General features: G+C 66.4%; 14 protein-coding genes. 8 read left to right on the top strand and 6 right to left on the bottom strand.

Annotated elements, in window-relative coordinates:
* Window positions 1–20: 20 nt before the first annotated feature.
* Window positions 21–689 carry an O-methyltransferase gene (locus C477_RS19585; protein ID WP_008896294.1) on the bottom strand — a complete coding sequence of 223 codons (669 nt, stop codon included), beginning with the start codon at window positions 687–689 and terminating at the stop codon, window positions 21–23.
* A 121-nt stretch (window positions 690–810) separates the two neighbouring features.
* On the opposite strand from C477_RS19585, the gene C477_RS19580 reads away from it, so the two are divergent.
* A complete protein-coding gene (locus tag C477_RS19580) occupies window positions 811–1,497 on the top strand; it encodes a LysE family translocator (RefSeq protein ID WP_008896293.1) in 687 nt (228 codons plus the stop codon).
* A gap of 4 nt (window positions 1,498–1,501) precedes the next feature.
* On the opposite strand, the gene C477_RS19575 is transcribed toward C477_RS19580, so the two are convergent.
* The 3 genes from C477_RS19575 to C477_RS19565 form a co-directional block, all read right to left on the bottom strand.
* Entirely contained in the window at window positions 1,502–2,074 is a 573-nt protein-coding gene (locus C477_RS19575; protein ID WP_008896292.1) for a DUF7332 family protein, read from the bottom strand.
* A 274-nt stretch (window positions 2,075–2,348) separates the two neighbouring features.
* Window positions 2,349–3,023, bottom strand: coding sequence for an HD domain-containing protein (locus tag C477_RS19570; protein ID WP_008896291.1), 675 nt, complete (start codon window positions 3,021–3,023; stop codon window positions 2,349–2,351).
* 551 nt (window positions 3,024–3,574) lie between these two features.
* Window positions 3,575–4,219, bottom strand: a complete 645-nt coding sequence (locus C477_RS19565; protein WP_008896290.1) for a hypothetical protein — start codon at window positions 4,217–4,219, stop codon at window positions 3,575–3,577.
* A gap of 316 nt (window positions 4,220–4,535) precedes the next feature.
* Between C477_RS19565 and C477_RS19560 the strand changes: the two genes are divergently transcribed.
* The 3 genes from C477_RS19560 (at window position 4,536) to C477_RS19550 (ending at window position 7,075) form a co-directional block, all read left to right on the top strand.
* Window positions 4,536–4,952 (top strand): cobalamin B12-binding domain-containing protein, encoded by a 417-nt coding sequence (locus C477_RS19560; RefSeq protein WP_008896289.1) that lies wholly within the window; start codon window positions 4,536–4,538, stop codon window positions 4,950–4,952.
* A complete protein-coding gene (gene meaB, locus C477_RS19555) occupies window positions 4,949–6,022 on the top strand; it encodes a methylmalonyl Co-A mutase-associated GTPase MeaB (RefSeq protein ID WP_008896288.1) in 1,074 nt (357 codons plus the stop codon). Before C477_RS19560 ends, meaB begins: the two co-directional genes overlap by 4 nt.
* A 90-nt stretch (window positions 6,023–6,112) precedes the next feature.
* Complete coding sequence (locus tag C477_RS19550; protein ID WP_008896287.1) at window positions 6,113–7,075, top strand: alpha/beta fold hydrolase; 963 nt, start codon at window positions 6,113–6,115, stop codon at window positions 7,073–7,075.
* A 365-nt stretch (window positions 7,076–7,440) separates the two neighbouring features.
* Here C477_RS19550 and C477_RS19545 read toward each other — a convergent pair whose 3' ends face one another.
* Window positions 7,441–7,830: a Zn-ribbon domain-containing OB-fold protein gene (locus C477_RS19545; RefSeq protein WP_008896286.1), complete on the bottom strand. Its 390-nt coding sequence runs from the start codon at window positions 7,828–7,830 to the stop codon at window positions 7,441–7,443.
* Complete coding sequence (locus C477_RS19540) at window positions 7,830–8,996, bottom strand: thiolase domain-containing protein (RefSeq protein WP_008896285.1); 1,167 nt, start codon at window positions 8,994–8,996, stop codon at window positions 7,830–7,832. Before C477_RS19540 ends, C477_RS19545 begins: the two co-directional genes overlap by 1 nt.
* 178 nt (window positions 8,997–9,174) lie before the next feature.
* On the opposite strand from C477_RS19540, the gene C477_RS19535 reads away from it, so the two are divergent.
* From C477_RS19535 to C477_RS19520, 4 genes are all read left to right on the top strand, one after another.
* A complete protein-coding gene (locus C477_RS19535; RefSeq protein WP_008896284.1) occupies window positions 9,175–10,242 on the top strand; it encodes a M42 family metallopeptidase in 1,068 nt (355 codons plus the stop codon).
* A 165-nt stretch (window positions 10,243–10,407) separates the two neighbouring features.
* On the top strand, window positions 10,408–10,659 hold the full coding sequence (locus tag C477_RS19530) for a hypothetical protein (RefSeq protein ID WP_008896283.1): 252 nt from the start codon (window positions 10,408–10,410) through the stop codon (window positions 10,657–10,659).
* Window positions 10,660–10,738: 79 nt separating this feature from the next.
* On the top strand, window positions 10,739–12,361 hold the full coding sequence (locus C477_RS19525) for an SLC13 family permease (protein ID WP_008896282.1): 1,623 nt from the start codon (window positions 10,739–10,741) through the stop codon (window positions 12,359–12,361).
* A 294-nt stretch (window positions 12,362–12,655) separates the two neighbouring features.
* Window positions 12,656–13,885 carry an MFS transporter gene (locus C477_RS19520; RefSeq protein WP_049914709.1) on the top strand — a complete coding sequence of 410 codons (1,230 nt, stop codon included), beginning with the start codon at window positions 12,656–12,658 and terminating at the stop codon, window positions 13,883–13,885.
* Window positions 13,886–13,889: the final 4 nt, after the last annotated feature.

Below are 13,889 nucleotides of genomic sequence, written 5' to 3'. Positions count from 1 at the left end.
GTCGGCTCCCTCGAGGCGCCTCACTCGAGCCGGTAGCTGATCGCGATCCCCTCGCCCAGCGGCAGCGCGATCGTCTCGAAGTCGGGGTCGTCAGTTACCCGCTCGAGGTAGTCGGCGATCCCCTGCGTGTGCTCGTCGACGTCGCCGGGTTCCTCGCCCTCGACGAGCGCGAGCAGTTGCTCGAAGTCCATCGGTGCCGCGGTGATCGCGTTGTCCGCGACGACGACGCCGCCCGGCGACAGCTTCTCGCGGACGGCCTCGAACGCGTCGCGGTAGCGGTGTTTCTGGCAATCGATCAGGACGACGTCGAACGGGCCGTCGTAGTCGTCGATCGTCTCGAGCGCGTCGCCCAGTTCGTACCGCGCGCGGTCGTCGTAGCCGCCCTCACGCATGTACTCGCGGGCCATCTCGAGTTCGTCCTCGTCGACCTCGGTGAGGACGATCTCGCCGTCGTCGGGGAGGGCCTCGGCCATCCAGTAGGCCGAGTAGCCGTAGCCGGAACCGAACTCGAAGATCCGCTCGGCGTCGGTCAGGCGGGCGAGCAGGCGGAGAGTGGCGCCGACCTCGGGGCCCACGTATGGGAACCCCTCCTCGCGGGCGTAGTCGCCCATCTCGCGCAACGTTTCGTCCGGGTTCGGTCCGACCGCACGAACGAAGCGACCGATGTCGTCCGAAAGCACGTCGACCATGGCTCGCCCTTCGTCGGCCCGGGTATCAAAGCCGTCGACTCGGGCGAGTCGTTGTCACGGGCCGAGAACCCATACGAAATCGAAGTCAGCGTGCTTTTCACGGCTGGTTGCCCACTCGAGTATGAGAACCGTGACCGTCCTCACGACGGCGCTCGCGGGCGTGGTCTTCGGACTCGCGCTCGCCGCGCCACCGGGACCGATGAACGCGATTATCGCCGAAGAGAGCGTCATCCGCGGCCGGATCGCCGGCTTCCGAGCCGGACTGGGTGCGATGAGCGCGGACGCACTGTTCTTCGTCCTGACGCTGGCCGGCGCCGTCGCGGTGATCGACCGCTATCCGGCCGCCCGGCCCGCGCTCTACTTCGCTGGCGGACTGCTGATGCTGTACTTCGCCGTGGGTGCGGTAGAAGAGGCCAGAAGCGCCACCACCTTCACCGGCGGCCGCGAGGACGGGTCGTCGGGCTTTCGCAAGACGTTCGTCCTCTCGCTGACCAACCCCTACCAGATCGGCTTCTGGCTCACAGTCGGCGTTGGCCTGCTCCAACCTGGAACGCTCGACATCCTCTCGCACGTCCCCGCCGCCGGGTCGGCCCTCGAGGGGGTGCTGGTCGTCGAAACTGGCTCTCCCGCGCTGTTGACCGGCTTCTTCGCGGGGATCGCGCTCTGGATCGTCGTCTATCCGGTAACGCTGGACGCGGTCGGCCGCCGCGTCGACGCCTTCGCGCCCGTCATCGCGGCGTTGAGCGCCGTCGTCCTCGTCGGGTTCGGGCTGGTCTTCCTCGCGATCGGAACGCTTCGGGTCGTCTGAGGACTCAGCACCGAATCATCTCGAACGGGCTGTCGCTGGCCCGTTGACCACCGCGTTGCCCGTCGTCGCTCCCGTTCGCGGCGCTGTCTCCGCTCTCGTTTTCGGCGCCGCCGTCGCTCCCGGCGGCCTCGTCGGCCCCGAGCCCGCTCGAGGCCATCTCGAGCATCGGCAACTGGAAGTCGAACCCGCTGATCAGTTCGACCGACTCACCGGGACTCGAGAGGAGATCGAGGAAGCCGTCGCCGACGAACTGAATCCCGGCGACGACCTCGACGATCGAGGTCCCCCCGGTCGAGCCGATCATTTCGGCGCCGAGCGCCCAGCCGGAATCGGTGAGCGGCCCAGCGTGGAGGCGAATCCAGATGTTCGTTCCGTCCGACGAACCGATGACGAACTCGGAGCCTCCGGCGTCGAAGCAAGCCGACGCCTGCCCGGCGACGTCGACCTCGGTCTGACTCGCAGCCGGCGATCCGTCGACGACGGCCGCCGACTGCTGTGCGGCTCCGACGACCGGCCCAACTGTCAGTATAGCTAGGCAACAACACACGACAAGGCCGGTTCGGCGAACGCGTCCCATTACCACCGATTCGAGGCTACACTGTCATGAACGCAACGGCCGTCTCGACCCGATATGATTCGTGTCTGAAACGCCTCCTTCGTCCGTCGAGACTCAATCGACACTGGTCGGCCGCCGAAGCGTTTCAGCTTCCGCGACCGGACGGGACTGATAGCGTCGCTCTCGAGCGGCGGGGATTCTCGTGGGGAGATCGACGGCTCTCGTCGGGATATCGGCGGGACCGGGCGCTCGAGAAGGGTATTTCATCGACCGGTCGAACGGGATGAGACCGGCTCTAGTCGCCCATCGCGGCGATTTCGTCCTCGAGCCACTCCCGGAACCACTTCACGCGCTTGAGCCGGCGGTGGGCGATCCCTTCGGCGGTGTCGCTCTGGACGCGGGAGGCAGCGTCGTAGCCGCGCTCTAAGACGCGGTCGACCATCTCGTCGCAGTCCATGTGAGTCCGCGCCTCGTAGCCCATCCGCAACAGCATCAGGGCGGTGCCGTTGGCCCCGACCTTATCGAGCAGGTCGGCCTCGATGAGACACTGGGCCTCGAGCGTGAGATCGGTCAGGTCGCCCTGGTAGGAGTGGTGTTCGATGGCCCGACAGACCTGCTCGATGAACGATTCGGGGTAGTCCGCGCGGGACTCGAGGTACTCCCGGGCGACGCGCGCGCCGGCCTCGGCGTGGAGCTCCTGATCGGTCTCGAGTTTGGCGACGTCGTGAAAGAGCGCGGCGACGCGGGTGACGTCGATGTCGGCGCCCTCCTCGCGCGCGATATCCGTCGCGAGTTCGACCACGTTGAGGATGTGATTGTGTCGGTACTCCGCCGAGTGCCACGGGTACCAGCGCATCCGACCGCCCTCCTCTTCCTTCTCGACGCTGGCCGCGAGATACTCGAAGACGAATCCCTTCATCTCCTCGAACTCGGCGTCGGATACCCTGGTCTCTTTTATTTCGACGCCCACGAGAGATCCCTCCGCAATAAACGAACGATAGTCATTACTCGAATGTTAGGTCGTTACGTTCTTTAGCCTTTGGTTCGGGGGAGTTTCTCTCACGAGACGGCCGTTTTCTCGGTATCGGCTCGGCCGATATCACTCGGTTCGTCTCGTCGGCTCGCGGTTCGCACCCGACCCGTAACGACGCTGGAGACGACCCCAAACAGACGTCAAGGCGCCTCCGAACGCGGTTGCGGTCGTTACGGGCACGGTCACGCGCGGCAACCCGCCGCCGACTCGCTGAGGAAGCCGCGTGGCACCCCGCCGGACTGGACGTAGTACGACTCCGCGAAGGGCGAATTTGCCTCGATAACGAACGATACGGCCTGTGATCACGTCGCCGACAATATCCGGGTCGACGCGTCGGCGCCGTGTGCGGTCACCGAGGTAGTCGATTACCGTAGCAGTTTACGAGTCGATCGACGCGAGGGCTCGCGTCGGGTCGTCGGTCGGTCGCGTCGAACGATGACCACGTATTCAGTAGGCGATTAGCGCCATCTGTCCGGATCGCTGGTGATTCAGCCGTCGTCCGCTTCACCCGTGAGATCGTCTCGAAGCGCTTCGAGCGCCCGAATGCCCTCGTCGATGTGTTGTGCCGCCGTCTCGGGCGATCCAAGCTCCGCGATATCTTCGTAGGTATGCTCGAGTCCGGACAGGAACAGCTCCGCCCGTTCACCGAAGGAGTACTCCTGGTGTCCCGCCGCGATTTCGAGCACCATCCACCACCCGATCGGTTGGTTCGAATCCTCGTTCGGATACGTATCGATCGGCGCGGGCCGAGTGTCGAACGTCTCGAACGCGGCGGTCGTCAGCTGGTTCGCAACGTCGTGACACTGCAGTAGCAACTCGCCGCCCTGTTCGCCGGCGGTCTCGTACCAGTCCTCCGTAACTTCCGTCACGTCCCATTCCGAGACGAGGTCCGCTTCGACGAGCGCGTCCCACGCCTCGGATTCGTGTTCGACGAGGGCGTCACTGTCGCCGGCGACCGTGAGCCACACGTTACTACCGTCGACCGCCTCGTGCGTAACGGGCATGAACGCCGCGTACTCACAGCAGGACAACTCCGGGAGCCTGTCGATCGCGTCGACGACGTAACGTTCGATGAGCCGTCTATTCTCGGCTTCGCCGACCGTCTTGAAGCGTATTTCACTGATTTCTCGCATGCGTCTCGATCCTCGACGGCGGAGCGAAAAGCCGTGTTCAATAGCACAATTATGACCCCAAAGACCAAGGGGTTACAAGTAACAACGTAGAGTGTCCGAACGGACAAATTACGGGTTCTCTTGGTTCTCGGTTCCATCAGCAGCTACTGTACGACGAGTTTCAACGCAGCGAGTGAGAGCCGGTTCGCGGAGACCGACACGGGTCCAAATCGTCGACTCGATACCGTTTCCGCTCGAGAACGGATGTTTCTAACCATCATAGTCTTCCATTAATGTCTTCCGTTAAAGTCAAACGGTCGGACGAAGAACCCCCGCTATGAGCAGCGAACAGGAACAGGAGTCGATCCGGTGTCTCGTCGCCAAAGTCGGTCTCGACGGCCACGATCGGGGAGCTCACGTCATCGCGCGGGCGTTCCGCGACGCCGGCTTCGAGGTCATTTACTCCGGGCTGCACAAGGCGCCCGAGGAGATCGTTCAGGCGGCCGTCCAGGAGGACGTCGACGTGCTCGGAATCTCCATCCTCTCGGGGGCTCACGACACGCTCATCCCGAAGATCATGGACGGGCTCGAGGAGTACGGCGCCAAGGAGGACACGCTCGTGCTGGCCGGCGGCGTCATCCCCGAAGAGGACCGCGAGGAACTGATGGCGGAGGGCGTCGCGGCCGTCTTCGGCCCCGGGACGTCGATCGAGGAGACCATCGAGTTCGTCCGCGAGAACGCCCCCCAGCGATGAGCGCCGACGAGGAGTTGCTCGAGGACCTGCTCGCGGGCAAACACCGCGCGCTGGCTCGAGTCATCTCGAAGATCGAGAACCGGTCGCCGGGGTACCGGGATCTCGTCTCCGAACTGTACGCCCACACCGGCGACGCCGACGTGATCGGCGTCACGGGCAGCCCCGGCGCGGGGAAGTCGACGCTGGTCGACAAACTCGCGGAGACCTACCGCGACCGCGGCGAGACGGTCGGCGTCATCGCGATCGACCCCTCCTCGCCGTTTACCGGCGGCGCGGTACTGGGTGATCGCATCCGGATGGCCTCGACCGTCGGCGATATGGACGTCTTCGTCCGCTCGATGAGCGCCCGCGGGACGCTGGGCGGACTGTCGACCGCCACCGCGGACGCCGTCAAGGCGATGGACGCCTTCGGAAAGGACAAGATCATCATCGAGACCGTCGGCGCCGGGCAAAACGAGATCGACATCGTCCGCACCGCCGACACCGTCGCCGTCCTCGTCCCGCCGGGGTCGGGCGACGAGATCCAGACGCTGAAAGCCGGCATCCTCGAGATCGCGGACGTCTTCGTGGTCAACAAGGCCGACCGCGACGGCGCCGACCGAACCGTCCAGGAGCTGCGCGATATGATCCAGCTCGACGAGGGCGGCGGCATGGCCGGCGGAAGCGGCCACCACAGCCAGGAGGTCATCGACGCCCACGACGACTGGGATCCCGAGGACGACATCGACGAAGCCGACGCCGAGACGTGGTCCACCCCCATCGTCGAGACCGTCGCCACGCGCGGCGAGGGGGTCGACGACCTCCTCGAGGCGTTCGCCGACCACCGGCAGTACCTCGTCGACTCCGGCGAGCACGCCGAACAGGTCCGCGGTCGCTACGCCGAGGAGATCCGCACGCTGTTGCGCGAGGACGTCAACGCCGTGCTCGAGGACCGACTCGCGGCCGCCGGAGGCGTCGAGGACCTCGCCGAAGCGGTCCGGCAGGGCGAGACCGATCCCTACTCCATCGCCGACGACGTGTTGGCCCCCGTCGAGACCTGTCTCGACGATCTCGAGATCGATAACGGCTAACGGAATCGACGCGATACCGGCGGCGATCCCGGTGTCGGCGACTGCGTTCCAACCGCAAATCTAAGACGCTCGCGGTCGTACCGATCGGTCATGAAGGCCCGAACAGTCCTCGGCGCAGCGGTCGGCACCGTCGGCGCAGCTGTCCTCGGCAATCGCCTCCTCACGAAGCGAGCGGGCGACCTCGAGAACCCGCTCGTCGGGATCGAGCGGACGTATCGCTGGCGCGGCATCGAGACGCGCTACACCGTCGCCGGCGATCCGAACGATCCCGATCTGCTCCTCTGTCACGGCATCTACGCGGGCGCGAGCAGCCACGAGTTCCGGCCGATCGTCGAGCGACTGGCGGAGGATTACCACGTGATCGCCGTCGACCTCCCCGGGTTCGGCCGCTCCGAGCGACCGCCGCTGGTCTACTCGGCGACGCTCTACGCCGAGTTCCTCCGCGACTTCGCCGACGAGGTGACCGACGAACCGATCGTCGTCGCCACCTCGCTGACCGGCGCCTTCGCCGTCGGGGCCGCCGCGGAGACCGAATCCTCCGACCGGGATGACTTCGAACAGCTCGTGTTGATCTGCCCGACCGACGAGACCGCCGACGAACGGCCGTGGGTTCGGACCCTCGTTCGAGCGCCCGTCGTCGGGACGACGCTCTACAACCTGCTGGCGAGCAAACCCTCGATTCGCTACTTCTACGACCGCGACGGCTACTACGATTCCGACCGGATCGACGACGAGACGGTCGACTACGCGTGGCGGAGCGCCCACCAGCCCGGCGCCCGCTACGCGTCCGCCTCGTTCAGCAGCGGCACCCTCGACCCCGACTTCGACCTGCAGACCGAACTGGCCGGCCTCGAGACCCCGACCACGCTCGTTTGGGGTCGCGACGCCGATCTCGTGCCGTTGCGCGAGGGGCGGGACCTCGCCGAGGCCGCCGACACCGACCTCGTCGTCATCGACTACGCGACGCAACTGCCCCACGCCGAGCACCCCGACAAGTTCGTCGAGTACCTGACCGCGGAGCTGCCACACGTCGACGTCGATATCGGGGACTAACGACGGTCAGGCGGGGATCGACCGAGCACCGCGACGGGAGACGCGTCCCATCTGTCGTCGTTCGGTGCGGACGACTCACCGTTCGAGTCCCGAGCTGAGCCACAAAGCATATTCCGCGGAAGTGCGATTCGCCGAGTAGGATGGTGGACAGCGGGTAGGGGTACTCGCAGTTTCTGTCCACCGATTTATCTCACGTCGTGACGGAAGAGACTCCGTCCGTCAGGAGCGACGCGACGATCGATCCGAGTGCGTCGCACAGATGGTCGAGAGAGTGTCTCGGACTGAGAAACGCGTCCGAGAAAATCGTCTGCGAACCGCGTCTGCGAAGGCGGAGCGAACGGCGCCACAAACCGCGATTCGATCCGCTATACCGGGCTGAACCCGAGCACGCGCTCCCCCGTCGTCTCCGACACCGTGACCTCGATCTCGACCTCGAGTCCGGTCTCGACGTCCGCGGGGTCGATGCCGACGACCTGTCCCGTAATGCGCACGGGTCCGAAGTTCGCGATGGCCGTCGCATAGGGGGCGTCCTCCTCGAAGGCCGGCGTCGGGACGTGCGTGACGGTGAACGTCTGGATTTCGCCGCTGTCGGGTAACTCGAGGTCCTCGAGTTCGGTCGCGCCGCAGTCGGGACAGACCCGACGGGGCGGCAGGGAGCCGTGGTCGTTCGGACACGCGAGGTAGTACGCTCGGTCCTCCTCGGCGGCGTCGAGCCACTCGTCGAAGCCGGCGTCTCGGGTTTCGGAGTCGCTCATTACTCGCTCACCTCCAGGACGTGAACGGTCGCACTCGCGACGGTGCCGCCCGCGTTGTGGGCGACGCCGGTCGTCGCGCCCTCGACGAACTCGCTGTTGGGGTGTTTTCCGGAGAGCAGTTTCGTGACCTCGGCGATCTGGGAGGCGCCGGTTGCGCCGACCGGGTGGCCCTTCGCCTTCAGCCCGCCCGAGAGGTTGATGGGCGTCTCGCCGTCGGCGGTCGTTCGGCCGTCTCGGGCCGCCGAGACCCCCTCGCCGATCGGGAACAGATCGAGCGACTCGATCGCGAGCACTTCGGCGATCGTGAAGCAGTCGTGGACCTCCGCGAAGTCGACGTCCGCGGGGTCGACGCCGGCGTCGGCGTACGCTTCGTCGCTCGCCTCGCGGGCCGCGGGCGAGCGCGCGAGGTACTCGCGATCGTGGAGGGCCATCCGGTCGCCGCCCTGCCCGGTGCCGCTGATCGAAACCGGCGCCTCGAGACCGTGTTCTTCGGCGTACTCCTCGCTCGTGAGGACCACGGCGGCCGCGCCGTCGGAGATCGGACAGGAGTCGTACAGTCCCAGCGGGCTGGAGACCTGCGGGGCCTCGAGGACGTCGCTGACCTCGATCGCGCTCTGGTACTGGGCCTTCTCGTTGTTCAGGGCGTTCTCGTGGTTCTTGACGGCGACGTGGGCGAGATCCTCGTGTTCGCCGCCGTACTCGTCGAAGTAAGCCTGGGCCATCAGCGCGTAGGCGCCGGGGAAGGTCATCCCGGCGCGGACCTCCCAGAGGTCGTCGGCGGCGATCGCGAGCGCCTCGGTCGCGCCCGCGGTGCCGAGGTTGGTCATCCGCTCGGCGCCGCCGACGAGGATCACGTCGTCCTCGCCGTTGCGGATGCGCATGACCGCGTCCCGGACGGCCGTGCCGCTCGAGGCGCAGGCGGACTCGTAGCGGGTCGCCGGCGCCCGCACGCCCGCGGCCTCGGCCATGAGGGGCCCGTGATGGCCCTGGTGTTCGGACAGTTCGCCCATGAAGTTACCGTAGAGGAGGGCGTCCACGTCGTCTCGAGGGACGCCGCTGTCCTCGAACGCCGTGATACTCGCTTCCGCGAAGAGGTCCCGGCTGGTCCGCTCGGGCGCGTTTCCGAACGGGGTCAGGCCGACACCTGCGACACGTACGTCACTCATATACACACGTCTAGCGGACCACCGCGTTAATACCCCGCGGTTAATATGGAAACCCCCAGCCGTCGCGAGCGATTCACGCGCGTGGCCCGCGATCGAGCCGTCCTACGAATTCGCCCGCCGAACTCGCCGAGGGCTCTCCATCCGCGGGTTTATAGTCGAACCCATCACAAGATCGGTCATGGCATCCGTTCCGTTCGATTTCGAGTTTCTCGCGGAGCTGACCGAGACGAGTGGCGTCCCAGGCTACGAGGACCGCGTTCGCGATCTCGTCGTCGACGCGTTCGAGGAGCGCGTCGACCGGATCCGAACCGACGCGATGGGGAACGTCGTGGGAACGCTCGAGGGCGATTCCGACTACTCCGTCGCAGTCGCCGCGCACATGGACGAGATCGGCTTCATGGTTCGTCACCTGAAGGGCGACAACGAGGGCTTCGGCTTCGTCGAACTCGACGCGCTGGGCGGCTGGGACGCACGCGTCCTCAAGGCCCAGCGGGTGACGATCCACACCGACGACGGCGACCTGCCGGGAGTCATCGGCTCGCCGCCGCCACACACCTTGAGCGACGAGGACCGCGAGAAGACTCCCGAGGTCGAGGACGTCGTCGTGGACGTCGGCCTCCCCTACGAGGACCTCGAGGAGCGGGTCTCGCCCGGCGACCTCGTGACGATGGACCAGACGACCGAGCGCGTCGGCGAGACGGTCACCGGCAAGGCCTTAGACGACCGGATCTGTCTGTTCGCGATGCTCGAGGCGGCCGGCCGGCTCGAGGATCCCGACGTGACGATCCACTTCTGTGCGACCGTCCAGGAGGAGGTCGGCCTGCGGGGCGCCCGCGCGCTGGGCGTCGACGTCGACCCCGATCTGGCGCTCGCGCTCGACGTCACCGTCGCCAACGACATCCCCGGCTTCGAGGCCGGCGACCGCGTCACCGAACTCGGCGACGGCGCGGCGATCAAGCTCAAGGACGGGAGCGTCATCACGAATCCGAAGGTCCACGAGCGGCTCCAGTCGGTCGCCGACGAGGCGGAGATCGACTACCAGCGCGAGATCCTCCCCGCCGGCGGCACCGACACGGCCGGCTTCCAGCTCTCGAATGGCGCCAAACCCGTCGGCGCGATCTCGATTCCGACGCGATACCTCCACACGCCGACCGAGGCCGCCCACGTCGACGACGTCGCGGCGACGATCGACCTCCTCGAGGCGTTCCTCTCGAGCGAGGACGGCGATGAGGACTACACCCTCTGAGATGGACTCCGAGGCCGCTGCCGCGATCGAGACTGCGACTGAGACGGTCTCGATCGGCCGCCGACAGCCGCGGTTTTTTCTACCAGTCTGTGTCGGGCGGAAAGACAGTGGCGAGAATCGAACGATTTCAACAGAGCCTTTTGGTATTCCTCGTTCGGACTACGTATGACATCTTCTGACGTTCCGGATCTGGACCTGGACCGGATCTCTCCCCTCGGCTGGCGGTTGCTTCGAGTGGCGGCCGGCTACGAGCAGCGGGCGGTCGAGCGGGAGGTTCCCGAGCTCATGCAGGCCCACATCTCGATGCTCGAGAACGGGAATCGGTCCCTCTCCCGATCCCGCCGGCAAACGCTCCTCGAACTCTACAGCGAGGAGCTCACCGAAGACCAGATCCGCGCGATCGTTCGTCACTTTTAGCGGCCGTTCGGCGGCGCTTCGTAGGATGTGACCTCATGACAAGACTTAAGGACGATAATGATAATGATCGACTGTATCAATGATACACGGTCGAATGAGCCAGTCTAACAAGCGGATCGTCAAATTCCTCATCGCAGTTGTCGGAACGATCGCCATCGCGGCCGCACCGTCTCCGACCGGCCTCTCGATGGCGGGCCAGTACGCGCTCGCGACGATGTTCTTCGCGGGCTTCCTCTGGGTGACGGGCACCTTCCCGCTGGCGGTTACCGCGTTGACGATCCCGTTGTTGCTGACCGGCACCGGCGTCTACGACGACATGGACGTCGCGCTATCGGGGTTCGCCGATCACATCATCTTTCTGTTTCTGGCGGGCTTCATGCTCGCGAACGCGATCCAGAAGTACAACATCGACCGGCGGATCGCGCTGTACACCATCGCCAAGATGGGGAGTTCGCCGCGGCGGCTGATCCTCGCGATCATGGTCGTGACCGCCACGTTGTCGATGTGGGTCTCGAACACCGCGACGACGGCGATGATGACGCCGATCGCGGTCGGCGTCCTCACGCAGGTGCTCGATCGCGACGATCTCGCCTCGGTCGACGATCCGGTCCCCGACGACCAGCCGAGCGAAACGGCCGCCGACGGCGGGACCGTCGAATCGACGCCGGTCGAGTTCACGAACATCCAGATTTCGATGCTGCTGGGGACCGCTTACGCGGCGAGCGTCGGCGGCGTCGGCACCATCATCGGCACGCCGCCGAACGCGATCCTCGTCGGCCAACTGAACGCCGTCCTGGACTACGAAGTCGGCTTCGCCGACTGGTTCCTCGTCGGCTTCCCGATCGTCGTCGTGACGCTGCCGCTGGTCTGGTTCCTCCTCACCTACGTCCTCTACCCGCCTGAGGTTCCGGACGTCACCGAGGCCCGAGCGAACGCCAGGGAGCAACTCGCTGCGGAGGGAAAACTCAGTACGCGCGGCAAGCGAGTCGCCGCGATCTTCGCCGCGACGGCCGGCCTCTGGATGATCGGCGGTCTCGGCGAATTCTTCGAGCCGTACCTCTCGAGCGTCTGGATGACGTCGCTGTTCGGCGGCGAGGGAGCGACGGTCTTCGGCGTCGACGGCCACCAGGGGCTGCTGTACTATGTGGTGGTCGGCGTCGCCGCGGTGCCCGCGCTCGTGCTGGCCGACACGATGGAGTGGGACGAACTGGTCGATATCGACTGGGGGACGCTGTTGCTGTTCGGCGGCGGCATCTCGCTGGCCAACGCCCTCGCGGACACCGGCGCGACGGAGTGGATCGCTGAAACGGTCTTCGGGGGGCTCGTCGGGTCGCCCATCGTCCTCATCATCGCCGTGGTCGTCCTGCTGGTCATCTTCCTGACCGAGATGACGTCTAACGCCGCGACGACGAGCATCATCGTCCCCATCCTGATCAGTCTCGGGAGCGTCTTCTCGGCGACCCTCGGCCTCACCGACTTCTCGACGTCGCTGTTCCTCGCCGTGGCCGGCACGATCGCCGCGAGCTTCGCGTTCGCGCTCCCGGTCGCGACGCCGCCGAACGCCATCGTGTTCGGGAGCGGCTACATCGAGCAGCGCCACATGCTGCGAACGGGACTCATCCTGAACGCCATCATGACTGCGGTGCTGACCGGACTCATCTGGTTCCTGTTTACCTTCGTCTGGCCGCACACGCTGTGGTGAGTCCGACCGCGCGGCGCCGCGAGAGGGGCGCCCGTCGTTGGACGCTCTTGCGACCGGATTCGGTGGAACCGGGTGCGAAATCGCTCGCACAGCCGACCGAGCCTCGAGACCGACGAGCCACACGAACTCCCCGTCACGATCGATGATCGACACGCAGCAACCGACGCCCGTCGCGTCGGCGCGACGGCACTACAGGAGCAACGACCGCGGATCGAACGCGGCGCTCGAGCGGAGAGCGCTGCGTATCCGCTCCGACCGAAACGACGCCGAACGGACGGAGACAGGGACGAACCGATGAACGGGCCGACCGAGTCCGCGCCGGGCGCCGCCCTCGATCTACAGCCGCGGAGCTGGAAGGGGTACACCGCCCTCATCCTCGTCTGGCAGGTCGCCGCGAGCGGCTGTTTCTACGCCGTCTACGCGGTCACGCCGTTCGTTCGCGCGCAGTTCGGCGTTTCGACGACCCGGATCGGGTTCCTGTTGACTGCGCTGATGCTCGGTTACACGGTCTGCGTCGCGCCCGTCGGCCGCCTCATCGACCGGTACGGCGAGGCTCGAGTGCTGGTCGTCGGCCTGACCGGCCTCGGCGCGACGACCGTCCTCGTAACCGCCGCTTCGACGTATCCCCTTCTGCTGGGCGCCGTCGCCGTCCTCGGGGCCTTCTACGCGACGGCGATCCCCGGGACGAACAAGGCCGTTTTCAACGCGATCCCCGCCGAGCGGCTCAACGTCTCGATGGGAATCAAACAGATGGGCGTGACCGCCGGGAGCGGCCTCAGCTCGCTACTGGTGCCGCTCAGCGCCAGTCGCGTCGGCTGGGAAGTCGCGTTTCTCGGGGCCGGCGCGGTCGCGGCCGTCGTTACCGTCGCCTTCCGCGTCTGCTACGACGCCGGAACCGGCGACGCCGACGAGTCCGGGACGTCCCTCCGGACGCACGTCGGGGATCCGGAGTACGTGCTGCTCGTCGCCGCGGGGTTCTTCCTCGGCGCCGGGCTGTTCACCACGGTCGGCTACACGCTCCTCTACGTGACCGACGTCGTCGGCGCGAGTTCGGTCTTCGCCGGGGCGACCCTCGCTGCCGCCCAGGCCAGCGGGAGCGTCGGCCGCATCGGATTCGGCTGGATCGCCGACAACTGGTTCGGATCGCTGACGCGCTCGACGCTGGTGCTCCTGGCGATTCAGGCCGGCGTCTCGGCGATCCTCTTCGCGGTGATCCCGTTCGTCGAACCGCCGCTCGTCGTCCTGGGACTGTTCGCGTTGCTCGGCGCGTTCATCCTCGGTTTCACCGGCGTCTACTACTCGTGTATCGGCTCGATCGTGCCGACCGACGGGATCGGAAGCGCCACGGCGGGCGGACAACTCGCGCTCAATTCGGGCGCGCTTGTCGCGCCGCCGGCGTTCGGCTACCTCGTCGACGCTCGCGGCTACGAGGACGCGTGGACGCTGCTCGCGTGCACGACGGTCGTCGCGTTCGTCCTGTTCCTGGTGCTCATCGGTCGTCGGAGCGTCGGCCGACGTCCGTGAGAAT

Origin of the sequence: Haloterrigena salina JCM 13891, from assembly GCF_000337495.1 — an archaeon.
GTDB lineage: Archaea > Halobacteriota > Halobacteria > Halobacteriales > Natrialbaceae > Haloterrigena > Haloterrigena salina.
This window is presented reverse-complemented; position numbering and strand designations above follow the sequence as displayed.

Bases quoted from the DNA above. Each gene is read 5' to 3' on its own strand.
- C477_RS19585 (WP_008896294.1), bottom strand. From the start codon at position 689: ATGGTCGACGTGCTTTCGGACGACATCGGTCGCTTCGTTCGTGCGGTC.
- C477_RS19580 (WP_008896293.1), top strand. From the start codon at position 811: ATGAGAACCGTGACCGTCCTCACGACGGCGCTCGCGGGCGTGGTCTTC.
- C477_RS19575 (WP_008896292.1), bottom strand. From the start codon at position 2,074: ATGGGACGCGTTCGCCGAACCGGCCTTGTCGTGTGTTGTTGCCTAGCT.
- C477_RS19565 (WP_008896290.1), bottom strand. From the start codon at position 4,219: ATGCGAGAAATCAGTGAAATACGCTTCAAGACGGTCGGCGAAGCCGAG.
- C477_RS19560 (WP_008896289.1), top strand. From the start codon at position 4,536: ATGAGCAGCGAACAGGAACAGGAGTCGATCCGGTGTCTCGTCGCCAAA.
- meaB (WP_008896288.1), top strand. From the start codon at position 4,949: ATGAGCGCCGACGAGGAGTTGCTCGAGGACCTGCTCGCGGGCAAACAC.
- C477_RS19550 (WP_008896287.1), top strand. From the start codon at position 6,113: ATGAAGGCCCGAACAGTCCTCGGCGCAGCGGTCGGCACCGTCGGCGCA.
- C477_RS19545 (WP_008896286.1), bottom strand. From the start codon at position 7,830: ATGAGCGACTCCGAAACCCGAGACGCCGGCTTCGACGAGTGGCTCGAC.
- C477_RS19540 (WP_008896285.1), bottom strand. From the start codon at position 8,996: ATGAGTGACGTACGTGTCGCAGGTGTCGGCCTGACCCCGTTCGGAAAC.
- C477_RS19535 (WP_008896284.1), top strand. From the start codon at position 9,175: ATGGCATCCGTTCCGTTCGATTTCGAGTTTCTCGCGGAGCTGACCGAG.
- C477_RS19530 (WP_008896283.1), top strand. From the start codon at position 10,408: ATGACATCTTCTGACGTTCCGGATCTGGACCTGGACCGGATCTCTCCC.
- C477_RS19525 (WP_008896282.1), top strand. From the start codon at position 10,739: ATGATACACGGTCGAATGAGCCAGTCTAACAAGCGGATCGTCAAATTC.
- C477_RS19520 (WP_049914709.1), top strand. From the start codon at position 12,656: ATGAACGGGCCGACCGAGTCCGCGCCGGGCGCCGCCCTCGATCTACAG.